Source organism: Microcoleus sp. MOSTC5, from assembly GCF_036701825.1.
GTDB lineage: Bacteria > Cyanobacteriota > Cyanobacteriia > Cyanobacteriales > Microcoleaceae > Microcoleus > Microcoleus asticus.
On record NZ_JAUBRK010000061.1, the window covers coordinates 20,368 to 42,895 of the forward strand.

The window sequence follows — 22,528 nt, forward strand, 5'->3', positions numbered from 1 at the left end:
GGCCGCCGGATTCATCAGTGGATAAGCACAAAAAAGCTCGGCCTCCGATAAACCTGAGAACGGTACAACCCGTGGGTGGTTAATCGAAAATCGAAAATCGAAAATCGAAAATCGATTGACTTGTTAAAAGTTAGTCTGAAATAGAATTGCGATCGTCCTGAGTTCTCGGAGTCGGCGGTGCACTGTGAAAAGTTGCAATCAGCAAACAGACAATCCCAGCATTAATAAACACATCTGCCAGATTAAATACCGGGAACCGAATCAGCCGAAAATCGATAAAATCTACAACATGGCCAGAAACAAATCGATCGATCCCGTTCCCCAGTGCTCCCCCCAAAATCAAACCGTAGCCAGCTTGTTCCCAGCGGTTAATTCGCGGCCCGAACCAAGCCAGCACAATCAATCCCAAACTAACGCCCAAAGACAGCCACCGCAACCAAATCGCCCCGCCATTGCTGAACAGACTAAAAGCGGCACCGGTATTAACAACATAAGTGAAGTGAAACACCCCGGGTAACAGCGGCTGCGTCTGCGGAGGAAGTGTCAAGTCAAAATTTTGTACCACCCAAAACTTAGTCAGGTGGTCTAAAACTAAACTGATAACAGCAGCAACCCAGAACAAGGGATTTCTTTTAAAACGCATGGATTGGGGAATAGAAAATGGGGCATCGGGCATGGGATAATTTACTCAAATTTCGCTAGTTATTACCAGCAGAATTCAGTGCAGCAAAGAAATCCCAGCCGCAGCGAGAAGACTCTCCCGTTGCGCAATGACAGTATAACCTTATTTGACACAACTACCAATCCCCCATTATCAATCGCCGATTACCAATTCTTGATTAAGTAAGTAAAGGCAAAAAAACATAGTATCTTGTAAGGGTGGGTTTAGCTAACAATCTATGAGACAAGCGATTTTATGACTGCTCTCACCCGCCCTCCCCATCTAATATTTATTTGTAACTACCTTACCGATTACCAATTACCCAATCAATAAAACATCAAGCGGCGCAAAGTAAATGACAGCACTGCGATCGCACAAACTACCGCCAATTGTCCCGGCAGAGGATAAATCGAATATTTAAGAATCTCATCGAATAAAGGTGTTTTTTTTGCCGGAGGCAGCCAGTAAGTAAAAACTAGATAAATTAAGCCGATCGCGTGAACAGTGAACAAACCGCACAAACAGCTAAAAGCCATAGATTCCAGCCGCGAAGCCACCTTAAAAGCTACCCAGCCGCACACCCAAGCACCAGGCACAAAACCCAGCAAATACCCAAAACTCGCTTCTTTGAGATAGCCGATGCCGCCGCCTTGAGAAAAAACTGGCCACAAAGTTAATCCTAATGCCAAATAAGCAATTTGCGAGAGAGCCGCAGCATTTTTTCCCCCCATGCAGCCTACTAGCAAAACGGCTCCAATTTGATAGGTAACACCTAAAGAGTACGCCTGAAGTCCTCGATCGTCCCACAACCCAATAGGAATTGTGACAGATGCAGGCAAAAAAGTGCCTCCTATCGTCAGGAGCAAACCAATAACAGCCCAGATTAATTCAATAGGAGCAGGCATTATCATCAAACGGCATTCGTCAGAAGGTATAAGGCAGAAGGCATTTGTCCGAGGCAAGCTTCAATGCCCGCAGCTTTTAAATTCTTAATACTAGCACTACTGTCAAAATAACCACCATTGTATGGTTTTCTGGTTCTCCAGCCTGGATCTTGCGATCGTTTAATCGGGAATTTTGCGCCCGAGGGCGATCGACTGCTTGTTTCCGTAGCTATTTCTCGACCATGTATCTTATAAATTGAAAATTGTCAAGCTCATAAATAACATTAATAATATTAATTAATATTAAATTGCCATAAAGTGTAAAGATTCTTAACCTAACCTTTACTTTCGCGCGCTATGCTGATGCCGACACCCATATAACGATCGCAGATTTTTTATACCTATGCTTTTTCGTCTCAACTTGATTAATCCAAACCGTCTGACTACAGCAATTTCTGCTATGGCGATCGCCCTGAGTTTAGCAGCTTGTGGCGGCGGCAGCACAACCACAAGCAGCAGCCCCAGCCCCGGCGACACCGCAGCATCCCCCGTTGCAGCCACTGGCACAGCGGAAAACACCAAACTCGCCCTAGCCTCAGACGTAGCCATCACCGCAGCCGGCGCCTCATTCCCCGCCCCTCTGTACCAGCGTTGGTTTCAAGACTTCAACAAAATCAACCCCAAAGTACAAATTAACTATCAATCAGTAGGCAGCGGCGCCGGAGTCGAACAATTTACCAAAGGCACAGTAGACTTTGGGGCCAGCGACACCGCAATGAAAGACGACGAAATCGCCAAAGTTCCAGCAGACAAAGGCGTGCTCTTACTGCCCATGACAGCCGGCAGCATCGTCATGGGCTACAACCTGCCAGATGTACCCGAACTGAAATTGCCCAGGGATGTTTACGCAGATATCTTCGCCGGAAAAATAACCAAGTGGAACGACCCCAAAATTGCAGCAGCCAATCCGGGCGCTAAATTGCCAGACCAAGCCATCACCATCGTCCACCGTTCCGACGGCAGCGGTACCACCGCCGTCTTCACCAAACACCTGAGTGCCATCAGCCCCGACTGGAAAAGTGCAGTAGGCGACGGCAAAACAGTACAGTGGCCCGTAGGCGTAGGCGCAAAAGGCAACGAAGGCGTCACAGCCCAAGTTCTGCAAACCGTCGGCAGCATTGGCTACGTAGAATACGGCTACGCCAAAAACAACAATCTCAAATTTGCATCGCTACAAAACAAAGCAGGCACATTTGTAGTACCTAACGACGAGTCAGCTTCAGCAGCTCTAGCGACTGTGCCTCTGCCGGAAAACCTGCGAGCATTTATCGAAGACCCAGAAGGCGCTCAATCCTATCCAATTGTCACCTACACTTGGATGCTCGTCCCCAAAACAGTTGCTGACCCCAACAAAGCCAAAGCAATCGAGGCAATGGTTGAATACGGCTTGAATGAAGGTCAAAAAGTTAGTTCCGAATTGGGCTACGTTCCTCTGCCCCAAAGCGTTAAAGAAAAAGTAGCCGCGGCCGCTGACGGCATCAGCCCAGACTACAAGATTGAGGTTGCCAAATAGTAATTGAAGGAAGAGGGAAGAAGGAAGAGGGAAGAAGGAAGAAGAAAGACGGAAGAAGGAAGAAAAAAAGAGAGATATTTCTGTAGGGGCGGGTTTTACCAGAAAAATTTGTTGAAAAGTCAGGGGATTAATAAACCCGCCCCTCTTTGATTTTATTTATCGTCTTTCTTTCTGCTTCCTTCTAGCTTTTTCCGAAACAGGCTATTTTCCGCTACTATATATTTGGTTTTTTTTTCTATGATTTCAGATCGTAACAGCGCTCAATCAGAGAGCCGATCGCGCTCTCAAGCAGAAAAATCCTTAGACCAAGGCTTTATCTGGCTGAGTCGGATTTTGGGAATAGGAGTTGGTGTAATTTTGCTGGTAATCGCGCTCACCGTTGCTTACAGAGCTTTACCTGCGATTCAACAGTACGGTTTGGGCTTTCTGTTTAGCAGTAGCTGGAATCCGGTTAAAGAAGAGTACGGCGCGCTGCCGATGATTTACGGGACGATCGTCAGTTCGGCGATCGCGCTCCTAATTGCAGTACCATTAGGAGTAGGGACTGCCATCTTCTTGAGCGAAGATTTCATACCACTACAAATCCGCACAGCTTTGGTTTTTTTAGTAGAACTCTTAGCCGCCATTCCCAGCGTAGTCTACGGTTTGTGGGGAATTGCTGTATTAATTCCTATAATTAGCAGCATCGGAAAGTTTCTCAACGGTAACTTCGGATGGCTGCCGATTTTTAGCACCCCGCCAGTGGGCCCGGGAATGTTACCAGCCGGAGTAATTTTGGGAATCATGACTTTGCCCATTATTACTGCTATCTCCCGCGACTCTTTAGCAAGTCTCCCGCCCGAATTGCGACAAGCATCTCTGGGTTTGGGAGCTACTCGCTGGACAACAATTTTTAGAGTGCTCGTACCGGCGGCTTTTTCCGGCATTGTCGGCGGAATTATGCTCGGGCTCGGTCGCGCGATGGGAGAAACAATGGCAGCTACTCTGTTAATTGGCAATTCCAATCAGTTAAGTGCTTCTCTGCTAGCTCCTGCAAATACTATTGCTTCTCTGATGGCAAATCAGTTTGCCGAAGCCTCTGGCTTGCAAGTAGCAGCTCTGATGTACGCGGGGCTAATTCTGTTTATTCTGACGCTGATTGTTAATATCTTGGCAGAGTGGATTGTTTCTCAAGTAAGAGCAAAGTACAACTAGAAGTTTGCCGCAATTTCCTACATAGTTTTAGTTTATGTCAAATAGCGTCTCCGACGAGAATCCTTTGGTATCGAAAACAGGCAGTTTGAATAAGGTTAAAAACAGCCCGCAAGCGCTGTTTAATCTGGGGATGACTGTACTGGCTGGATCAGCTTTGGCCATCACTCTGCTACCTTTGTTTGCAGTGCTTTCCTACGTCACCGTACAAGGTTTCAATCGCCTGAATTTAGATTTGTTTACCAAGCTGCCGCCACCGCCCGGACTGTCGGGAGGCGGGATTGCTAATGCAATTCTCGGTACATTGATGACGGTGGGAATTGCTTCTTTAATTGCTGTTCCTTTTGGTGTATTGGCAGCAGTTTATTTGTCGGAGTTCAGCAGCGGCCAAATCGCTCGCTGGGTGCGCTTTGCTACTAATGTCCTCAGCGGCGTTCCTTCGATTATTGCCGGGGTATTTGCCTACGGTTTGTTCGTGGTAAATATGGGAGGTTTTTCGGCAATTGCAGGGGGCGCGGCGCTGGCAGTGCTGATGTTGCCCACGATTGTGCGGACTACTGACGAAGCTCTACAAATCGTCCCGCAAGATATTAGATGGGCGTCGGTTGGTGTGGGTGCTTCTAATTATCAGACAGTGTTGCAGGTGGTTTTGCCTGCGGCAATTCCGGCTATTTTAACGGGTGTGACGCTGGCAATTGCTCGCGCTGCTGGAGAAACGGCTCCTTTGATTTTCACGGCGCTGAATTCGCCTTTTTGGCCGGCAGGATTTGATAAGCCAACTCCGAGTCTTTCGGTTTTAGTGTACAACTTTGCAACGGTTCCTTTTAAGGCACAGAAAGAATTGGCTTGGGCTGCATCTTTGATTTTGGTGTGTATGGTGTTGCTGACGAGTATTCTTTCTCGCTGGGCTACTCACAAAAAAGTGTATTAAAGGGTGAGTTTTAAAAAGGCATTCATGCACTTATGGTGAAGGCCGAATGTAACCCAGGTCTTGAGTAAAATTTGAGAGGATTTTTACCTGTATGATGATGGATTTAGACAAGCAAACGGAAACAATTTTACGGACAGAAAATATCAATATTTTTTACGGCGCTTTTCACGCGGTTAAAAATGTTTGTATGGAGATTCCTAAAAATCGCATTACTGCTTTGATTGGGCCGTCTGGATGCGGTAAAAGTACAATTCTGCGATGTTTTAACCGCCTCAACGATTTAGTTAACGGTTTTCGTTTAGAGGGTAGAATTGATTACTACGGTCAAAATCTTTACGCTCCTGATATTGATGCTGTAGAGGTGCGCCGCAAGATTGGGATGGTATTCCAAAAGCCGAATCCTTTCCCGAAGTCGATTTATGACAATATTGCTTACGGTGCGAGGGTGAACAATTATAAGGGGGATATGGATGAGCTGGTGGAGAAGTCGCTCCGCCAAGCTTATTTGTGGGATGAGGTGAAGGATAAGTTGAAGCAAAGCGGTTTTTCTCTTTCGGGCGGCCAGCAGCAGCGTTTGTGTATTGCTAGGGCGATCGCGATTAATCCTGATGTAGTGTTAATGGATGAACCTTGCGCTTCTCTTGACCCGATTTCTACGATTAAGATTGAGGAGTTGATGCGGGAACTCAAGGAGAAGTATACGATTGTGATCGTTACTCACAATATGCAGCAGGCTTCTCGGGTTTCTGACCTGACTGCTTTTTTCAATGCTAAACTTTCTGACGATGGGAAGCGGTTTGGCTATCTTGTGGAGTGTGACAAGACTGAGGTCATTTTCCAAAGTCCGAAGGAAGAGTCTACTTTAGATTATGTGAGCGGCCGTTTTGGTTGAGTCCCCGACAGGTTGAAGCCTGTCGCTACAAAAACTGTCGTCCCTCTATAAGAGACTAAAAACATTTTATTTTCTGAGTATGGTAGCGACAAAAAAAACTGCGTAAAACTTTTCTGAATTGAGAATCCCGCTTTCTTGGAGAAAGCGGGATTCTGGGTTTTATGATTAAAAGCTCGATCGTACTTTTTGCAAATACAAGCCACTGATTTTTGTCAAGAAATGCTGAAGAGTTCACATATTCTTCATCCAATGCTTTAACAGGTTTTCTTTGACCATGTTTTGCCGCATAACTTCGAGCAAGTATTCCTGAGCTTGGTCTTGGCTTAACCTTTTGACTTCTTCGCGCAGCACTTGCAGTTTGAACTGCTGTTCCATGCTGAGGCTGGTTGTAGGCATATCCATAAGTCGCTCCTCCAGTTTGCTGAGATCGATGCGAGATTGATCGGGATGACGTTTCGCAGGATTTGTTGTGTTCCTACATTGTAAACTATCATAACATTCCCTTGACAATATGTCCAAAGTAGACATTTTGAGACTAATTTGTGTCGCAAAAGTACATCTAAGTGGGGGGAGCTCTATCATAAAAAGGCGTCAAGAGCGGGAAGCATAAGCCAAAGGAGATAGTTTGTATGGATGCAATGGAGTTTTTTCAAAGCAGTGCTGGGGAGTGGCGTTCTCAGCGCAGCACTCACCACCTCGCTTTCCGCCAAGCGGAGATTGGGGATTCAAATATTCAGGTAACGGCGCTGGCTGCGGATGACGCGCGAGTGGCCGAGATTTGCCAAATGCACGAAGTCGATCCGAGCCGGGCTGCTGGGGGGGCTTTTGTAACTTGGCACGGTTCGATGGCGTGGGATAAAGATGATGAGAATCACAAGGGATCTACGGTGTTCGCGATCGTCCCCGATCCTGAAAATCCCCGGCAGGGTTTGATGTTGCGGGAACGCGGCTATGCGGAAATTGTGCCGGTGGCTGGCCGTTTTGAGATGGATGACGAGGATGGGCTGCTGCTGATTACCGAATACGAGACGATGAGTTCGATCGAGCGTTTCTGGTTTGCTAATCCCAACGTGCGGATGCGGACGAGTAGTGTAAAGCGCTTTGGCGGTTTCAGCACTTCGACTTTTTGTACCGAAATTCGGGTGGAACCAGACTCGGATGCAACATCAGAAGCCGCAGGAGATCAAGTGGCCGCCAGCGAGTTTTATTCGGCTCTGGGCTGGTAATTTAGTCATTAGTCATTAGTCATCGGTCATAACTTTGGCTTCGTTTCCAGACTCAGCCTGGGAATCCTGGGTCTCAGGCTCTGCCTCCGGTTAGATTAGACGAGGCAGAGCCTCTCAAGTGGCGTTCCCAGCCAGAGACTGGGAACCTGGGTGATTGCTAATTACTGACTGCTGACTTCCCCAAAGTCAACAAATGTTACAGATTGTTGCAAAAATTCAGGAAAATCAGATTTAGATTGCGGGAATCCCCTAATCTGTATGTTGGTTAGTTGTATCCGTTATGCTGGCAGCTCACGGTGTCAACTATTTCTGAAATTTGAGATAACGGAGATTTTAACGTGGCGCTACCTTTGATAAGCTACGCCCCCAAGAGCCAAAACCAGCGCGTTGCTGGTTTTGAAGTGGGGAGCGACGAGAAGCCCAGAGTTTTCACAACTGAAAATGTGCTCTCATCTGGAGACATGGAAAATTTGATTTGGGCTGGATATCGCCAGATTTACAGCGAACACCAAATCCTCAAGAGCAACCGCCAAAAGTCTTTGGAGTCGCAACTCAAGTTCGGCCAAATTACTGTGCGGGACTTTATTCGCGGTTTGGCGACTTCTTCTCCTTTCTTGGAGCGGAATTATCAAACTAACAGCAACTATCGGTTTGTGGAAATGTGCGTGCAGCGCATTTTGGGCCGGGATGTGTACAGCGAGCGCGAAAAGATTGCTTGGTCGATCGTGGTAGCCAATAAGGGGCCTCAAGGCTTTATTGACGAGTTGGTCAATAGCGATGAGTACCTGGAAAAGTTCGGCTACGATACAGTACCTTACCAGCAGCGCCGAATTTTGCCTCAGCGAGTTGGAGGGGACACTCCTTTCAACTTGAAGACGCCCCGCTACGGTGAGTACCACCGTTCGCAGCTTGGCTTCCCGCAAATCATCTGGCAAACAAGTGTCCGCCGTTTTGTTCCTCAAGAGCAGCAGCCCAAAGCTGGCGATCCGTCGAACTATTTGGGTATGGCGCGCAATATGCCCCTGCCTGCTACTCCGCCGCAGCGCGTGCCTCTAGCTAATATCAATATCGACACGATGGTTCCCCGTCGCCGGTAATTGATGCTGCCCTGATGCGATTATTTGTGTCGGGCGATCGACTGAATCGATCGGCTTTTAGGCTGAGAGAGTTTTGAGTCTTGAGTTTTGAGGTTTGAGTTTTTTGATAAACTTGGAATCCAAAACTTAGGACTCATAATTTTTTGGGAAGAATTTCGCCAACGAGCAATGTACGGGATTTAATGGAGAAATATTAGACTTGAATTGAATGCCTTCGCAAACTATCTTTAAATATATCTGCGTCGATCTGCGTGCATCTACTTTCATCTGCGGTTTCCCTCTTGCATCAAAGATTTAGGCAAGAAGTTTAATGAAGAAAAAAGGAAGGGCAAAAAATGTTTATAGTAAGAACTTTAGCAGTTTTAACTGCCCAAGAGATCAAGTGTGAGAGCGCAGGCGCAATATTTTTAATAGGGTGTTGAATTGATCGGGTAAAGGTGCGATCGCCTCTATTAATTCTCCTGTTACTGGATGCTGCAATGTCAGCCGCCATGCGTGGAGGGCTTGTCCGGTTAAATTGACGCCGATGGAACGGTTGGAACTGTACATCGGGTCGCCGACAATGGGATGTTTTATTTCGGCTGTATGCACGCGAATTTGATGGGTGCGGCCGGTTTCTAATTGATAGTGCATTAAGCAATAGTTGCCGATTCTTTCTTTGATTGTCCAGTGAGTAACTGCGGGGCGACCGCCTTTTTCTACTGGTACTACTGCCATTTTTTTGCGGTCTGTGGGATGCCGCCCGATGGGTAAGTCTATTGTGCCTGTTTCGGTGTTGGGAGCCCCGTAAACTATGCCTAAATATTCGCGGCGGGCGGTTTTGGTTTTGAGTTGGGCTTGCAGGTGTTGGTGGGCAATGTCGGTTTTGGCGATCGCGATCGCACCTGTTGTATCTTTGTCTAATCTGTGCACGATTCCCGGCCGCTGAACTCCGCCTATTTCTGCTAGGGGACAGTGGGCTAAGAGAGCGTTGACTAATGTACCGTCTTGGTGTCCGGCGGCTGGGTGGACGACTAATCCGGCTGGTTTGTTGATGATAATTAGGCTGTCGTCTTCGTAGAGGATGTCGAGGGGAATTGCTTCAGCCTGCAAGGAAGTGGGCTGTGCTTCGGGTAAAGTGAGGTGGATGCGATCGCCCGTTTTTACTGATATTTTTTTCGAGGTGCAGGTTTCGTCGTTGACTTTGACGTTGCCTTGTGATATGAGGCTTTGGATTCGCGATCGGGATAAGTCCGGTATCTGGTTTGACAGCCAAATATCTAATCGCTGATTGAGATTACTGCGATCGAATTCCTCTGTATTTTCTACTGTGTAAATCTGTGCCGCAGTGTCTGTTTCTATCATTTACTTTTTACTATTTTTTGCCAAGTGTGTAAAGCAAATATCTTAATCATAACATCTGTGAGTGAGTTCGCGAGCGCACGGGTGCGTCGAAACCGGATTGTTTCACAGCAATACTTCCTTTGGGCCCGCAGACTGGGTAAAAAACCCGGTTTCTTGGGTTGGAGTGGTTAAGTCGTTTGAGTATAATTGTCAATTCTATCGACAATTGTCACAGTGGCCGCACCGCATAGATGTAGCTTCCTTGGTAAAGCCAAAAGCTTGCAGCAAAAATTGCCACCTGCACTCGCGATGTTTGAGATATTTTGCCATTTCTTCCGCTGCGGTAAAGTTTTGTTTTTCGCCTTTTTGCTGTGCGGATTTGTCGATCGCATAATTAAAAGGATCTTGCCATGTTAATTGTCCGCTGCTGTGGAGAATCGAAAGGGCGATCGCGCTTTCAGGAAATTCGCGGGAAACTGCTTCTATATCGCCTTTAACTGGCAGTTTTTTGGCTAATTGCTGAGCTTCTCGATATTGCGATCGCAATTTATCTTGAAAAAATTGTGCTCTTTGTTTATCTTCGGGATAAAGCAAACCCGTCGGTTCGCTAATCAATGTCAGGGCGATCGCCGATTTGCCGTCGCGTCCGCCTCTACCAATTTCCTGGATGTATTCCGATAATAGCAAAGGTGCTTGAAAGTGAACCACCCACCGGACATCTGGCTTGTTAATTCCCATCCCGAATGCTGAGGTACAAGTCACAAATTTAAGCTCATTGTTCAGCCAAGCTTTTTCTATGTTTCGTCGTGCTTCTGGACTTAAACCTGCATGATATGCTGCTGTTTCATAACCGGCTGCTTCCAACAAATCCGCCAAGCTTTCGCTATCTTTCCTAGTGCGGACATAGACTAAACCTGCTTGTTTTTGTCGAGCTTTAATAAAATTTAATAACTGCTGCCTGCGTCCTCTCGGCGTCCAGACTGTTTGCACTTGCAGGTGCAGATTAGAACGGTAGGGACTTAGCAAAAATGCTTCGGGTTTTTGCAGTTGCAAGACATTTTTGATTGTCTGCTGCGCGTCGGGGTTGGCGGTAGCGGTAAAAGCTGCGATCGCAATTTTACTGTTGGCTGGTTTAGCTTTCAACAAAGCCGATCGCACTGTTCCCAAACGGCGGTAAGCTGGTCGAAAAGTATCACCCCACTGCACTAAACAGTGAGCTTCATCTAATATTAAACCGTTGATTTGGATGTGCGGCTGACTGATAATTTCCCAAACAGGCTTACTGAGTAATGTTTCGGGAGACAGGTACAGCAATCTTAATTTGTTTTGTTGCAGCGATTGCATAGTTTGTCGGCGCTGCTGTGTTGGCAATTGACTGTGGAGGAGGGAAGCGGGCAGATTGCGATCGCGCAATTCTTGTACTTGATTTTCCATCAGTGCGACTAACGGCGAAACTACCAAAGTTAAGCCTGTTTGCAACAAAGCTGGCAGTTGAAAGCAGATTGATTTGCCACCACCTGTCGGCATAATTATTATTGTATCTTTTCCGGCTAATAAACTGCCGACGATTTCTCCTTGTGGCGGTCGAAAGTCGTCGTATCCCCAGATTTTTTGGAAGGCGGCGCGGGCTTGATTTAATGATGTTGGTTCTGGTTGGTATTGCATTTAATTTATCCCCAAATCAGACATAATGTGCGCAGTGCGCACCATACATAATTAGATTTTGTGTAAGTCCTAATGTACCAAGAAACCGGATTGCTGGCTCCATAGTATGTAAATATCCAGCATAATTAGTGTTAATTTAATAACAGTTAATAATTTTACTCTGATTTGAATTATGAACGCAAGCACGTTAAGCGAAGTTTTCAGCTATCGGCAAAAGACTTGTGACATTTTCGACACAGCGGGGGCGGTAGAGGCGGTGCGCGAAGATGGTTTTGCGCTGATTCCCGGTGTGCTCAGCGCGTCGGAAATAGCGGCGGCGCGGGAAGCACTCGATCGCCTGCAACCCTTCGGACTCGACGGCAGCAGTTGGAGTGAATTGAACCATCATTTTAAATGCGTTTTTAATCGCGATCGCCTGTGGCTTTCCTATGCCGATCGACCCGGTATAATTGAGTTAGCAGAAGCATTAATGGGCAGCGATTGCCACATTATCGGCATGACTGCGTGGAAAAGCGGGCCCGGTTATGACGGTTGGCGCGTCCACGTCGATCAGGTGTTTGTACCAATACCAGAAAGCGTGTTTGCCGTTAGCGCAGCCCTCGGAGAGGATCGCACTTTTCAACTGCCAGTATGGATTTGTACAGCCCATTTCTATCTCAGCGACATCGCTGAAGACCTCTGTCCTACCTACATTATTCCTGGCAGTCACAAATCTGGTCGAAAACCCGATCGCGGGGAAGAAACTTGGAACGGACATTCCCCAGAACCAGTTTTATGCAAAGCAGGAGATGTGCTGTTTTTCCGCAGTGAAATTTGGCATTCCGGCGGCAAAAATACGACAACAGATGGAACTCGCTACTTACTCCAAGTGCATTATTCCCACCGCGACATAGCGCAGAAATTTTCGCCTTGGCCGTGGCAGTTCAATCCCGAAATTCTCGCTACCGCTACTGAACGGCAACTGCGGCTTTTAGGCAAACATCCTGAGTCAAATTACGGTTAAAATACATTGCTAATTTTGTTTGAGGCGCGAGTGATAATAGACGCGATATGTCATATTTCTTTTAGATTTTGAGTTTTGGATTTGAGATTACGATCAATTCTAGAGACTGGTAAATCTCCGAATATCTCGATCGATCCAAAATCCAAAATCTAAAATCTAAAATCGCCTAAGATTGACCGTCTCGGCGGCCGAGTTCGTAAACGCCGCCGCCAATACAGGCGATCGTACCCATAGATACCGCCCAACCAGTGCCCAGCGACCATTCGACGCCCCAATTGCACAATCCGCCGACAATCAAAAAGGGCAGAATGCTTAACAGCGAGGCGTAAAAAGCATTTTGAGCTTCTCTGGCTTGGCGGGTTCTTTCAAACTCGGCTTCCGAGGTGTAGAGGGATCTCTCAGCAAAATTCATCCAGCGGTTGAGTTGCAGGATTACCCATTCTGTCAGGGGCGACAGGCCCCAATAGAGGGCCAAAGACCACAAAGACGCACCTGCGATCGCAGTTGCGTCTATAGCAAAACTAAAGGGAAAAATTTCAGTAAGCATTGCTTGATGTTGGTGATGAATTTGAGATTTCAGACGGCATCCAAAATCCCCGAACTAACTATAGTGTCAAGCAAAAGCTCGATCGAATTCAACCGCATCAGGAATTCCGCAGGAAAATAATTTTCTGTTCCCTATAGCATTTAACCCGAAGCCTTGACACCGGCTCTGTATGCAGTAAGATACACGTTGGTCAACTGATTCGTTTGGCGGGTAGAGCTGACGAAGGCAATCTTGCAGCGAATTGGCCCGACAACCCACACCCCCAAATACATTCAACTTTCAGCCGTGAAAAAAATCGTGCAAGACTCTACAGGCCCGCTGACGGCAAAACGCTTTTTTCGTCCCAGACAGATGCTGCTAGTGGCACTTTCGATCGGCATTGTTTCGATCGGCCCTTATTTGCAGCAGCAGTTGGTAACAGCTCAGTCTGGCTTACCAAGCAGAGTAGCGACGGGTAATTTGTGGCAAGAAGCTTCTTTTCCCGTCGAAAATTTTGAAGCCTACAGTTCCGCCTTCGGCCCCCGCGGCGGCGATTTTCATTACGGTTTGGACTTGGCCGCCCCGGAAGGCAGCTATATCCGCAACTGGTGGGGCGGGCAAATTGTGGAAGTTTGGGAAGATGGCCGGTGCGGCACTGGTATGGTGGTGCGATCGGGAAATTGGGAACACATCTACTGTCACCTCAGAGGTCGGGTGGAAACAGCTAACGGCGGGCGTTATTATGTCGATCGCGAAGGCGGCCTGGTAATTTGGCAGGGTCAAACTGTGCCGGCCGGTGCGAGAATTGCCAGAGTTGGGATGACCGGCCGCACGACCGGCCCTCACCTGCACTGGGGATTGAAGTATGACGGTCGCTGGGTAGACCCGGCTTTGGTATTGCGGGAAATGTACTCTCAGCAAAGCTCTAACTTCTCTACCTCGTCCAATTCCTAGAACTAAGGAGAAGGCTACCGATCCTCTAAAAACTCATGCAAGAAACCTCTAAAAGGCTGCACCGCCAGAGTTTGCGCGCCCTGGACTATTTGAATTTTTTTCTGGCCGACGTGCGCGACGGTGTGGGGCCCTATCTGGCAATCTACCTGCAAGCTTCCCGCAACTGGAACCCGGCTGATATCGGGATTGCTATGTCTGCGATGGGCATCGCTACAGTAATTGCTCAAACTCCTGCCGGGGCTTTGGTAGATCGGCTGCGGGCTAAACGGCTTTTAATCGCGCTCGCGGCGGGGCTGGTAGCGCTCGGCTGCGGCTCGATTATTTTGCTGCCAACTTTTGCGGTGGTGATCTCGGCGCAAGCTTTGAACGGCGTTGCGGCTGCAATTTTCCCGCCGGCGGTAGCAGCGATTACGCTGGGCATAGTTGGGCACAGCAAGTTAGACAAGCGGATCGGCCGCAATGAATCGTTCAATCATGCAGGTAATGTGGCTGCGGCGACACTGGCGGGTTTAGTGGGCCACTTTATTGCACGGGAGGGGATCTTTTTGCTGGTGGGGGGAATGGCGATCGCCAGCGCGATCGTGGTGCTCCGGGTGCGCGAAGAGGATATAAATCACGAGTGGGCGCGGGGGGCCGAAATGGAGGAGGCAGAGGCAGAGGGTGGAAATCAGGCTGGCGTTTCTGGGTTCGCGCAGCTATTTAGCGATCGCCGCCTTGCCATTTTTGCTCTTTGTGCCGTACTTTTTCACTTTGCTAATGCCGCGATGTTGCCTCTCGTCGGTCAAGAACTCTCTGCTGGCAAAGCAACGGGCGCATCTCTTTATATGTCCGCCTGTATTATTGTAGCTCAGCTAGTGATGATTCCGGTGTCTAGCTGGGCGGGGCGTTTGGCGCACGGCGGGCGCAAAAGAATTTTTTTGATTGCCTTTGCTGTGCTGCCCATTCGCGGCGTACTTTATACTTTGAGCGACAATCCCTATTTTTTGGTTTCAGTGCAGGCGCTTGACGGCATTGGGGCGGGAATTTTTGGGGTGCTTTCGGTGCTTGTGGTTGCTGATTTAACGAAGGGGACGGGACGCTTTAACCTCACGCAAGCGGCGATCGGCACGGCGGTGGGAATAGGGGCTAGCAGTAGCAATTTAATGACTGGGTTTATCGTTCAAAAAGCTGGATATAATGCTGGATTTTTGACTTTGGCTGCGATCGCTGCGGTTGCTTTGGCGACCTTCTGGTTCGCTATGCCGGAAACCACATCAAAGGAGGATTGGCCTTCAGCAGCAATAGAAGTGTAAAAAACTCTCTTCGTACGGATCTCGTTGTGGGACAGGCGTCCGAGCCTGTCAAACCTCTCCTGCACTGGGGATTGAAGTACGGCGGTCGCTGGGTAGACCCGGCTTTGGTACTCAGGGAAATGTACGCGCAACAATCTTAATTAGTCATTAGTTAGCAGTCATTAGTCATTAGTTAGCAGTCATTTTTGTTGGTTTGTAGTAAGGAATAAAGTCCTTATTTTTTGGATAATTAGGAATAAAGTCCTCACTACAAACTTGAATAACTAATGACTAATGACCAAGGATTAATGACTCTTTATGTTGGGGCCAACTCTTTTTTTGTTAACTCGGTGTACCGAGCGACAATTTGGCGGAATTCGTCGCCGTCGATCGTTTCTTCATCCAACAGCGCTTCGACAAGTTTGTCTACCAAAGCGCGGTTTTCGCGGATAATCCGGCGAGCTTCTTCGTAGCAGTCAAAGGCAATTTCCCGGACTTGCCGATCGATCTTGATTGCCATTTCTTCGGAATACTCGGATCGTGAATTCCAGTTCTGACCCAAAAACACCTCATTGTTCGGACTTTCCAAAGCCACAGGCCCCAAATCCGACATTCCATAAAGCGTTACCATCTCCCTCGCAAGACTGCTAACTTTTCTGAGATCGCTGCTGGCACCGGTGTCTATTTCAGCATCGCCATAAATTTCTGCCTCCGCCGCCCGTCCCCCCAAAGCTACTTTAATTCGGTTTAACAGCAAAGCCCGACTCCTCAAACCTTCGCTGTCGAGCATTTCGTCGTCGAGCACGAAGCTAGTAAAGCCTTCGATGCCGCCGGAACGGGGAATAATCGTTACTTTTTCCACCGGGTCGGCATTTGTGAGCATGGTCGCGACTAGGGCGTGTCCGACTTCGTGGTATGCTGTCATCCACTTTTTCTTGCTGTCCAGCAGCGGGTTAAGCGTAAGCCCGATCGTGATCCGGTCGATCGCGTCGTGAACTTCTAAGTTAGTAATCGTGTCTTTACGCCGCCGCGCTGTGAGAATAGCTGCTTCGTTGAGCAAGTTTGCCAAGTCAGCGCCGGAAAAGCCGGGAGTGCGGCGGGCGATCGTGTCTAGGGCAACTTCTGGGTCGAGTTTTTTGTTGCGCGCGTGAACTTGCAAAATCCCCAAACGCCCTTTGTAACTGGGCAAATCTACCGTTACTTGCCGATCGAACCTGCCGGGGCGCAGCAGGGCGGTATCGAGCACGTCGGGGCGGTTGGTAGCTGCAATCACAATCACGCCGCTGTTACCCTCAAAGCCGTCCATTTCTGTCAGCAACTGGTTGAGAGTTTGTTCGCGTTCGTCGTTGCCGCCGCCGATACCAGCGCCGCGCTGCCTTCCTACGGCGTCTATTTCGTCGATGAAGACGATGCAGGGGGAATTTTCTTTAGCTTTGCGGAACAAGTCGCGGACGCGCGAGGCGCCGACTCCGACAAACATTTCGACAAATTCGGAACCCGAGATACTGAAGAAGGGGACGGCTGCTTCGCCTGCGATGGCTTTTGCCAGCATTGTTTTGCCGGTTCCCGGAGGCCCGATTAACAGAACTCCTCTGGGAATTTTGGCGCCGATGGCGTTGAAGCGTTCGGGTTTTTTGAGGAAGGTTACGACTTCTTGAAGTTCTTCTTTAGCTTCTTCGATGCCTGCTACGTCGTCGAACATCACGCCGGTTTTGGCTTCCATTTGGAAACGGGCCCTGGATTTGCCGAAGTTCATGGCATTTCCTTGAGATTGGGTCGATCGGCGCAGGATTGCCATCAACACTGCCAACACTGCAAAAATCACTAGCAAGTTTACTACTAAACTGACTGCGGCCGCGTTGTCGGCTGTTTGTTTGACTTCAAAGTCAATCTTTTTGGCGCGGATTTGCGAGTACAGTTCTCGGTTGTTGTAGTCGAATAGGGTAACTGATTGGGCCTGATCGCTTTTTTGATTTTTTAGCCTAACTTTGGCAGTTCTTTGAGTTTCGTCTACTTCGATTTTACTGACTTGCCCTTTTTCTATGTTGTCAATCAGTTGGCTGTAACTCATGGTGGTTGGGGTGCTCTCGGCAAAAACCGGGGCCGAGAGCAATATTCCTTGAGAAATCACCAAACTGCCCAGGATGCGCCACAGATTCCGTCCTGGAATTGATTTTTTAGGATTCTGGCTCGATTTGTCTTTGTTTACAGCTAGATGCCCCAGCCATGCGTGTTTCCAAGAATTTTTCATATTGCTTTGCCCAAGGTTGAAGACTGCCAAGATTGACCGCTTTTGGTTTGCTACCTTTATTTATGTTAACAAGAGGGCGGGTGTTGAATGGGTTTATCTCTCGCTGGCATCTTAAGAGGCACCTCAAGAGGGGGGGTTTTGAATCCACGGCTCCTCTAGAAACCGGGTTTTTTACGTAATCTGCGGGCTATAACCAAGGATTTTGCTCAAAAAACCCGGTTTCTAGGCCCCCTCCGTAAATCTAAAATCTAAAATCTAAAATCTAAAATCGATGGATTTTGCTCAAAAAACCCGGTTTCTGGGCCCCCTCCGTAAATCTAAAATCTAAAATCTAAAATCTAAAATCGATGGATTTTGCTCAAAAAACCCGGTTTCTAGGCCCCCTCCGTAAATCTAAAATCTAAAATCTAAAATCTAAAATCGATTGACAGTTGCCGATCGAACTTGCTATGTTATTCATAGTCGGAATGAGTACGCTTTAGTCGAGCAGTGATTGTTTTTGAGTTTTATGGTAAAGATTGTCGGCATTGGCGGAAGTTTGCGGGCTGGCTCCTACAGCCAGTTAGCGTTGAAGGTGGCAGCAGAACGGGCGCAGGCCCTGGGCGCGGAAGTTGAAATATTGGATTTGCGATCGCTCAAGCTGCCCTTCTGCGACGGCGAGAATGATTATCTCGATTACCCGGATGTGGAAAAGCTGCGAAATGCGGTTAAGCAAGCCGACGGCTTGATTTTGGCAACGCCGGAGTATCACGGTAGCGTCAGCGGTGCTCTCAAGAATGCCCTGGATTTGATGAGTTTTGAGCATTTAGACGGGAAGGTTGCGGGTGCGATTAGCGTTTTGGGAGGGCAAGTTAACAGCAACGCACTCAACGATATGCGCGTGATTTTGAGATGGGTGCACGCTTGGGTAATTCCGGAACAAATTGCGATCGGACAAGCTTGGAAAGCTTTTAGTCCCGACGGTAAATTGTTGGATGAAAAACTGTCTGAAAGGTTCGACGAATTTGCTCTGAGTTTAGTGGAAAATACGCGGAAATTGCGAGCCATTTCGTAATTTTATCTCATGACAAATGTAGTTTGGGACGCAACTGGCATAGTCTTTGGGTGCGTCCATCCCCCTAATTGATCAATTTGAAGAGGTTTTGTCTCTAGCAGAGCACCCTACAAGCTGTAATGTTAACAGTCAATAGTCAACTGAGTTAAAATGGCATATCGATCATGTCTCCGAAAGGATGGGGTACATCGATCGCCATTCTTCCAGGTTTGGACTCATATTTTTCTATCCACTTTTTGGCCAATTCCAAAGCTTCCTCCTCAGTCTTGGCATTTTGGACGGCGACGTGGCGGTTGCCGCGGCTATCCCAAACCTCGACGTAGAAGACTTTCTGGGATTGAATAATCCAACCTTTATAAGTGTCTGCTGGTTCCATAGTTAGAATCCTAAAATAATCGGGCGGGGAGTTCGAGTGGCGAGCTAATTGTAAATATTGCCCTGTGTAAAATGAATTTTACGGGGATTTCTATAGTATTTTTGGAAAAAAGTCAGTTTTACGGTTAACCTCATGACTAGACTCCTGAAGCAATTATTTAACTGGAGAAAATATCTCCAACCTTTGGCCGCGGCGATCGCGATCGCCCTAATCGCATCGCAGATGGCGGTATTGCCGGCATTGGCGACTGGCGTGTACGAAATGCCGGTGTTGTCGGCGGGCGATCGTACTTGGGTGTTCGACAAAGGCGACGTGCTCAGCCGCAGCAGCGAAAGCAATATCAGCAGCGTACTCGACAACCTGGAAAACAAAACAGGGAAACAAGTCAGGTTGGTCACCATCCACCGCTTAGACTACGGCGAAACGACTGCCACTTTCACCGACCAACTGTTTGAACAGTGGTTTCCCGCAAAAGAAGATCGGACTAATCAAATTTTACTCGTTCTCGACACTGTTACCAACAGCGCGGCAATTCGGACGGGGGAAGGAGTCAAATCCCTGCTAACCGATGAAATTGCCCAGAGTGTGGCTGGGGAAACCGTGCAAGTGCCGCTGCGCGAAGGCAATAAATACAACGAGGCATTTGCGGCTGCAAGTACGCGCATTGCAACTGTTTTGTCGGGCGAACCCGATCCGGGTCCTCCTGAAGTTGTTGACAACATTCAAGTTGAAGGCACGTTTAAAAAAGCTGAAGAAACAGACCAAGGCAATGCCACAGTTGTTGTGGTTGTGCTGTTGGTATTGGCGACAGTGATTCCGATGGTGACTTATTTCTGGTATCAAGGTTTTTCGTGATCGGTGCTGCTTGCATCCGATCGGTTGCCGTTTTGTCAAGAAAGTATGGCAGGGCTGCACTAATCTTGAACGTATTCTCGATCGCTCAACAATGCAATTTCTGCCCGCACAAATTCCCGTCCCAGATAAGCCGCGTGATCTAACATTGTCACCGGGCTGGGGCGGGTTTCTTCTAGGATTTTGACGCAAAGTTCTTTGGCGGTTCTGCCGGTAAAAAGTGTTGCCTGAGTGCGTTCAACTTTGCCGCGGGCGGGGATGGGTTTACCAGTTTCGGGATCGACGGCGAGGCCTCGATCGTCGATGATGTTGGTGAAATGTTTGGCACAAATTAAACTGGTTTCGCGATCGATATAGATGATGAAGTAGCCGCCGGGATCGAGGTCGAGGTGGCGTTTGGATAGCTTGTCATCAATTGCGGTGAGGTTTTCCAAGGTTTGACTCATGGTTAGTGAAAGAAAATAGACAATAGCTGTGATTTGTTCTGCTATTTCTAGTTTAGTGGGCTGCGGGACAAGTTTGGGACATTGGTTGGTTGAATGCGGGAGAAAGTTTTGGGCGATCGACAATTCCTGCAATTTGCCGCTCCTATGCTACAGTCGATCGGGCTCGACAGAGAAATTGATGAGTGAACTTAAGACGCGATCGCTGTTAGATCCCCGACTTCTTGAAGAAGTCGGGACTCGGGGTATTGTCTTTTTTTAGCCGTTGCTCACTTATCTCTGATGCAAACTCGGTTATTGTTATATAGAGAATTTGTTTTTATTAAAGCTAAGCAAAAATGAAATTTATAGATTTGTTTTCAGGAATTGGAGGTTTCAGACAAGGTTTTGAAAAACAGGGATTTAAATGCGTTTTTTCCTGCGAAATCAACAGCAAATGCCGAGAAGTTTACAGGGAAAATTTCGGCGATGTTCCTTTTGCAGACATCATTAAAATTAATCCCGTCGAGTTAGAAGACTTTGATATTTTAGTCGCCGGGTTTCCGTGCCAACCTTTTAGCATCTGCGGCAAAAAGCTAGGTTTTGAAGATACGAGAGGTACGCTATTCTTTGATATTTGTAAAATTATAAAAATAAAGCAACCTCAAGTAGTTGTTCTCGAAAATGTCAAGCACTTAATCCATCACGACAAGGGAAATACATTAAAAGTAATTATTGCCAGTCTGGAATATTTGGGGTACAGCGTGAATTACAAAATACTGAATGCTAAAGACTTTGGAATTGCTCAACATCGTGAAAGAATATTTATCATTGCAACTAAAGGTAAAGAATTTAATTTTTCTCGGCTTAAAAGCAAGTTTCCTCCGCAACTCAGGGAATTTCTAGACGAGACAGGGGATTTTGAAATATTGGACAAATCAGAGTATACTTTAATTGATTATCCGAGAAAGCAAGATTCGGGACTTGTATTTGTAGGTTACAGAAATAAAGGTACTTGGAAAACTGGCGTGAGGCCGAATACAGAACATTTATCGAGAGTTCACAGACAGCCTAATCGCATTTATTCGGTAGATGGAGTGCATCCGACAATTCCGTCGCAAGAAACATCGGGCAGGTTTTTTATCTACATTCCCGAGCAAGATATGGTGAGAAAGTTGACGCTGAAGGAATGTTACCGTCTTATGGGTTTTCCTGAAGATTTTAAGAGTTATCCGAGTGCGGGGGAAAGTTACAAGCAAATTGGCAATTCGGTTTGTGTACCGGTGGTAGAGGCGATCGCCAAAGAAATACTGGGCGGTTTCAACCGCTCAGTATTATCAGGGGTTTTTAACGCGGATTTTATCTGACAAAGTGCTAAGCTATGTTGGCGAAGGTTGCCATACAATCCTCGATCGCTCTGCTAACAAATCAGCTAATCTTTCAGCCGTGTCTCGGTCATCTGTGACATAAGGTAAACCGACAATTTGAGCGTGGGATGCTGAATCAGGTACTGCATCTAAACCTAATTCACGAATTTGTCCTACTTGCAGACTAGCAACTCCGTAACAATAGTTGAACTTTGCTGCACATTGTTCGGGGGAACAAACACTGGCAATTGTCACCGATAAACCCGGTTCATTCGCTCGCAGTAAATAAGCGGAAGATACAACTAAATTTGCTTCGTCAATCCATTGTCTCCGGAGTAAAGCTCTATAGACAATAGCACTGTCAGGTAAAGTATTGAATTGATATTTCGTATTCATAAGTCGTTAGTTATAACATATCATTCGGAGAGCAGAGAGAATAAACTCTGTCTAAGAATAATAGATATTATAGCAGTTTTTAAGACTTATAAGAGTGTTTTACAATAAATATAGGAGCTACCTGGTATTTTACTTGCCACTGTAATGAATCATTAGATATTTATGACTACATCTGATTCCCTCCGAGAATATTTATCGGTCATACCTTATTATACCACTCTAGCCAATGGGCTAAGGTTGCTGCTGAAGTAATATCTTCCGATCCATACTCCTCACTCTTTTGATGATAAATGTAAGCTTTCTCATCAGCATTATGCGGGCAGAACAAGCGTACTCTCCGATCGGCATTTACATTTTGCCACGCAAGTCTGATACTACCTAGATCGTCTGTACCAGTGGATGCTTTAGGAAAATTATCACCCAAAATATCATAGGTTTCTACAATCCATTTCATCGCGGTTCTGAAAGCATACTCAGTCGGTCTCAAAATCCCGTACTCATCCTCTTGTTCTAAATCTAAAAGTTCGAGCAGACGTTCGACCGTGATGCGGAAATTTGATAAACCGCTATGGCTACTGCTATCAGTAATCTGTTCTTTCGCTACAGTCATAAG

The 22,528-nt window shown here is 47.2% G+C and carries 24 protein-coding genes and 1 pseudogene; 14 read left to right on the top strand and 11 right to left on the bottom strand.

The window, feature by feature from the left end; all coding sequences use genetic code 11:
• Positions 1 to 130: 130 nt before the first annotated feature.
• Positions 131 to 643 (bottom strand): signal peptidase II, encoded by a 513-nt coding sequence (gene lspA, locus QUA54_RS26885; RefSeq protein WP_333417281.1) that lies wholly within the window; start codon positions 641 to 643, stop codon positions 131 to 133.
• Between the two features lie 344 nt (positions 644 to 987).
• Positions 988 to 1,566: a biotin transporter BioY gene (locus QUA54_RS26890; protein ID WP_333417242.1), complete on the bottom strand. Its 579-nt coding sequence runs from the start codon at positions 1,564 to 1,566 to the stop codon at positions 988 to 990.
• 382 nt (positions 1,567 to 1,948) lie between these two features.
• Between QUA54_RS26890 and pstS the strand changes: the two genes are divergently transcribed.
• The 4 genes from pstS to pstB all read left to right on the top strand — a co-directional run bounded on the left by pstS (position 1,949) and on the right by pstB (position 6,132).
• Positions 1,949 to 3,118 carry a phosphate ABC transporter substrate-binding protein PstS gene (pstS, locus tag QUA54_RS26895; RefSeq protein WP_333417244.1) on the top strand — a complete coding sequence of 390 codons (1,170 nt, stop codon included), beginning with the start codon at positions 1,949 to 1,951 and terminating at the stop codon, positions 3,116 to 3,118.
• 237 nt (positions 3,119 to 3,355) lie between these two features.
• Positions 3,356 to 4,312, top strand: coding sequence for a phosphate ABC transporter permease subunit PstC (gene pstC / locus QUA54_RS26900; protein WP_333417246.1), 957 nt, complete (start codon positions 3,356 to 3,358; stop codon positions 4,310 to 4,312).
• 34 nt (positions 4,313 to 4,346) lie between these two features.
• Entirely contained in the window at positions 4,347 to 5,240 is an 894-nt protein-coding gene (gene pstA / locus QUA54_RS26905; RefSeq protein ID WP_333417248.1) for a phosphate ABC transporter permease PstA, read from the top strand.
• Positions 5,241 to 5,331: 91 nt separating this feature from the next.
• A complete protein-coding gene (gene pstB, locus QUA54_RS26910; RefSeq protein ID WP_015176818.1) occupies positions 5,332 to 6,132 on the top strand; it encodes a phosphate ABC transporter ATP-binding protein PstB in 801 nt (266 codons plus the stop codon).
• Positions 6,133 to 6,363: 231 nt separating this feature from the next.
• Here pstB and QUA54_RS26915 read toward each other — a convergent pair whose 3' ends face one another.
• Complete coding sequence (locus QUA54_RS26915) at positions 6,364 to 6,534, bottom strand: NblA/ycf18 family protein (protein ID WP_242716365.1); 171 nt, start codon at positions 6,532 to 6,534, stop codon at positions 6,364 to 6,366.
• A gap of 227 nt (positions 6,535 to 6,761) precedes the next feature.
• Between QUA54_RS26915 and QUA54_RS26920 the strand changes: the two genes are divergently transcribed.
• Positions 6,762 to 7,358, top strand: a complete 597-nt coding sequence (locus QUA54_RS26920; RefSeq protein ID WP_333196088.1) for a phycobiliprotein lyase — start codon at positions 6,762 to 6,764, stop codon at positions 7,356 to 7,358.
• A gap of 338 nt (positions 7,359 to 7,696) precedes the next feature.
• Entirely contained in the window at positions 7,697 to 8,455 is a 759-nt protein-coding gene (locus tag QUA54_RS26925) for a phycobilisome rod-core linker polypeptide (RefSeq protein ID WP_172189583.1), read from the top strand.
• Positions 8,456 to 8,833: 378 nt separating this feature from the next.
• Here QUA54_RS26925 and QUA54_RS26930 read toward each other — a convergent pair whose 3' ends face one another.
• On the bottom strand, positions 8,834 to 9,799 hold the full coding sequence (locus tag QUA54_RS26930) for an RluA family pseudouridine synthase (RefSeq protein WP_333417250.1): 966 nt from the start codon (positions 9,797 to 9,799) through the stop codon (positions 8,834 to 8,836).
• 195 nt (positions 9,800 to 9,994) lie between these two features.
• Positions 9,995 to 11,443 carry a RecQ family ATP-dependent DNA helicase gene (locus QUA54_RS26935; protein ID WP_333417252.1) on the bottom strand — a complete coding sequence of 483 codons (1,449 nt, stop codon included), beginning with the start codon at positions 11,441 to 11,443 and terminating at the stop codon, positions 9,995 to 9,997.
• 172 nt (positions 11,444 to 11,615) lie between these two features.
• On the opposite strand from QUA54_RS26935, the gene QUA54_RS26940 reads away from it, so the two are divergent.
• Positions 11,616 to 12,446, top strand: coding sequence for a phytanoyl-CoA dioxygenase family protein (locus tag QUA54_RS26940; protein ID WP_333417254.1), 831 nt, complete (start codon positions 11,616 to 11,618; stop codon positions 12,444 to 12,446).
• A 166-nt stretch (positions 12,447 to 12,612) separates the two neighbouring features.
• On the opposite strand, the gene QUA54_RS26945 is transcribed toward QUA54_RS26940, so the two are convergent.
• Positions 12,613 to 12,993: a hypothetical protein gene (locus QUA54_RS26945; RefSeq protein WP_172189597.1), complete on the bottom strand. Its 381-nt coding sequence runs from the start codon at positions 12,991 to 12,993 to the stop codon at positions 12,613 to 12,615.
• Positions 12,994 to 13,344: 351 nt separating this feature from the next.
• Between QUA54_RS26945 and QUA54_RS26950 the strand changes: the two genes are divergently transcribed.
• The 3 genes and pseudogenes from QUA54_RS26950 to QUA54_RS26960 all read left to right on the top strand — a co-directional run.
• A complete protein-coding gene (locus tag QUA54_RS26950) occupies positions 13,345 to 13,926 on the top strand; it encodes a M23 family metallopeptidase (protein ID WP_333417283.1) in 582 nt (193 codons plus the stop codon).
• 35 nt (positions 13,927 to 13,961) lie between these two features.
• Positions 13,962 to 15,218 (top strand): MFS transporter, encoded by a 1,257-nt coding sequence (locus QUA54_RS26955; protein WP_333417256.1) that lies wholly within the window; start codon positions 13,962 to 13,964, stop codon positions 15,216 to 15,218.
• A 53-nt stretch (positions 15,219 to 15,271) separates the two neighbouring features.
• Positions 15,272 to 15,358, top strand: a pseudogene (locus QUA54_RS26960) (M23 family peptidase); the annotation flags it as partial.
• 155 nt (positions 15,359 to 15,513) lie between these two features.
• On the opposite strand, the gene ftsH reads toward QUA54_RS26960, so the two are convergent.
• Positions 15,514 to 17,448: an ATP-dependent zinc metalloprotease FtsH gene (gene ftsH / locus QUA54_RS26965; protein ID WP_172189599.1), complete on the bottom strand. Its 1,935-nt coding sequence runs from the start codon at positions 17,446 to 17,448 to the stop codon at positions 15,514 to 15,516.
• 508 nt (positions 17,449 to 17,956) lie between these two features.
• On the opposite strand from ftsH, the gene QUA54_RS26970 reads away from it, so the two are divergent.
• The gene (locus QUA54_RS26970) at positions 17,957 to 18,502 is read left to right on the top strand and encodes an NADPH-dependent FMN reductase (RefSeq protein WP_333417258.1); all 546 of its coding nucleotides are present in this window, start codon (positions 17,957 to 17,959) and stop codon (positions 18,500 to 18,502) included.
• 145 nt (positions 18,503 to 18,647) lie between these two features.
• Here the strand turns inward: QUA54_RS26970 and QUA54_RS26975 are convergent, their stop codons facing one another.
• Entirely contained in the window at positions 18,648 to 18,878 is a 231-nt protein-coding gene (locus tag QUA54_RS26975) for a hypothetical protein (protein WP_172189601.1), read from the bottom strand.
• A gap of 132 nt (positions 18,879 to 19,010) precedes the next feature.
• Here QUA54_RS26975 and psb32 point away from each other — a divergent pair, with 132 nt between their 5' ends.
• Positions 19,011 to 19,733, top strand: a complete 723-nt coding sequence (gene psb32 / locus QUA54_RS26980; protein WP_333417260.1) for a photosystem II repair protein Psb32 — start codon at positions 19,011 to 19,013, stop codon at positions 19,731 to 19,733.
• A gap of 59 nt (positions 19,734 to 19,792) precedes the next feature.
• Here psb32 and QUA54_RS26985 read toward each other — a convergent pair whose 3' ends face one another.
• Positions 19,793 to 20,176, bottom strand: a complete 384-nt coding sequence (locus QUA54_RS26985) for a DUF4346 domain-containing protein (protein WP_333417262.1) — start codon at positions 20,174 to 20,176, stop codon at positions 19,793 to 19,795.
• 28 nt (positions 20,177 to 20,204) lie between these two features.
• On the opposite strand from QUA54_RS26985, the gene QUA54_RS26990 reads away from it, so the two are divergent.
• A complete protein-coding gene (locus QUA54_RS26990; protein ID WP_333417264.1) occupies positions 20,205 to 20,435 on the top strand; it encodes a hypothetical protein in 231 nt (76 codons plus the stop codon).
• Between the two features lie 76 nt (positions 20,436 to 20,511).
• On the top strand, positions 20,512 to 21,519 hold the full coding sequence (dcm, locus tag QUA54_RS26995; RefSeq protein ID WP_333417266.1) for a DNA (cytosine-5-)-methyltransferase: 1,008 nt from the start codon (positions 20,512 to 20,514) through the stop codon (positions 21,517 to 21,519).
• 12 nt (positions 21,520 to 21,531) lie between these two features.
• On the opposite strand, the gene QUA54_RS27000 is transcribed toward dcm, so the two are convergent.
• Positions 21,532 to 21,915: a hypothetical protein gene (locus tag QUA54_RS27000; RefSeq protein WP_333417268.1), complete on the bottom strand. Its 384-nt coding sequence runs from the start codon at positions 21,913 to 21,915 to the stop codon at positions 21,532 to 21,534.
• A 199-nt stretch (positions 21,916 to 22,114) separates the two neighbouring features.
• A complete protein-coding gene (locus QUA54_RS27005) occupies positions 22,115 to 22,525 on the bottom strand; it encodes a hypothetical protein (RefSeq protein ID WP_333417270.1) in 411 nt (136 codons plus the stop codon).
• Positions 22,526 to 22,528 lie beyond the last annotated feature (3 nt).

What these genes read in the sequence shown, in the direction of transcription:
- QUA54_RS26985 (WP_333417262.1), bottom strand. Translation starts at nt 20,176, where the DNA reads ATGAGTCAAACCTTGGAAAACCTCACCGCAATTGATGACAAGCTATCC.
- QUA54_RS26950 (WP_333417283.1), top strand. Translation starts at nt 13,345, where the DNA reads ATGCTGCTAGTGGCACTTTCGATCGGCATTGTTTCGATCGGCCCTTAT.
- pstB (WP_015176818.1), top strand. Translation starts at nt 5,332, where the DNA reads ATGATGATGGATTTAGACAAGCAAACGGAAACAATTTTACGGACAGAA.
- pstA (WP_333417248.1), top strand. Translation starts at nt 4,347, where the DNA reads ATGTCAAATAGCGTCTCCGACGAGAATCCTTTGGTATCGAAAACAGGC.
- QUA54_RS26970 (WP_333417258.1), top strand. Translation starts at nt 17,957, where the DNA reads ATGGTAAAGATTGTCGGCATTGGCGGAAGTTTGCGGGCTGGCTCCTAC.
- pstC (WP_333417246.1), top strand. Translation starts at nt 3,356, where the DNA reads ATGATTTCAGATCGTAACAGCGCTCAATCAGAGAGCCGATCGCGCTCT.
- QUA54_RS26955 (WP_333417256.1), top strand. Translation starts at nt 13,962, where the DNA reads ATGCAAGAAACCTCTAAAAGGCTGCACCGCCAGAGTTTGCGCGCCCTG.
- QUA54_RS26940 (WP_333417254.1), top strand. Translation starts at nt 11,616, where the DNA reads ATGAACGCAAGCACGTTAAGCGAAGTTTTCAGCTATCGGCAAAAGACT.
- pstS (WP_333417244.1), top strand. Translation starts at nt 1,949, where the DNA reads ATGCTTTTTCGTCTCAACTTGATTAATCCAAACCGTCTGACTACAGCA.
- QUA54_RS26935 (WP_333417252.1), bottom strand. Translation starts at nt 11,443, where the DNA reads ATGCAATACCAACCAGAACCAACATCATTAAATCAAGCCCGCGCCGCC.
- QUA54_RS27005 (WP_333417270.1), bottom strand. Translation starts at nt 22,525, where the DNA reads ATGACTGTAGCGAAAGAACAGATTACTGATAGCAGTAGCCATAGCGGT.
- QUA54_RS26930 (WP_333417250.1), bottom strand. Translation starts at nt 9,799, where the DNA reads ATGATAGAAACAGACACTGCGGCACAGATTTACACAGTAGAAAATACA.
- dcm (WP_333417266.1), top strand. Translation starts at nt 20,512, where the DNA reads ATGAAATTTATAGATTTGTTTTCAGGAATTGGAGGTTTCAGACAAGGT.
- psb32 (WP_333417260.1), top strand. Translation starts at nt 19,011, where the DNA reads ATGACTAGACTCCTGAAGCAATTATTTAACTGGAGAAAATATCTCCAA.
- ftsH (WP_172189599.1), bottom strand. Translation starts at nt 17,448, where the DNA reads ATGAAAAATTCTTGGAAACACGCATGGCTGGGGCATCTAGCTGTAAAC.
- QUA54_RS26890 (WP_333417242.1), bottom strand. Translation starts at nt 1,566, where the DNA reads ATGCCTGCTCCTATTGAATTAATCTGGGCTGTTATTGGTTTGCTCCTG.
- QUA54_RS26920 (WP_333196088.1), top strand. Translation starts at nt 6,762, where the DNA reads ATGGATGCAATGGAGTTTTTTCAAAGCAGTGCTGGGGAGTGGCGTTCT.
- QUA54_RS26975 (WP_172189601.1), bottom strand. Translation starts at nt 18,878, where the DNA reads ATGGAACCAGCAGACACTTATAAAGGTTGGATTATTCAATCCCAGAAA.
- QUA54_RS26915 (WP_242716365.1), bottom strand. Translation starts at nt 6,534, where the DNA reads ATGGATATGCCTACAACCAGCCTCAGCATGGAACAGCAGTTCAAACTG.
- QUA54_RS27000 (WP_333417268.1), bottom strand. Translation starts at nt 21,915, where the DNA reads ATGAATACGAAATATCAATTCAATACTTTACCTGACAGTGCTATTGTC.
- QUA54_RS26945 (WP_172189597.1), bottom strand. Translation starts at nt 12,993, where the DNA reads ATGCTTACTGAAATTTTTCCCTTTAGTTTTGCTATAGACGCAACTGCG.
- lspA (WP_333417281.1), bottom strand. Translation starts at nt 643, where the DNA reads ATGCGTTTTAAAAGAAATCCCTTGTTCTGGGTTGCTGCTGTTATCAGT.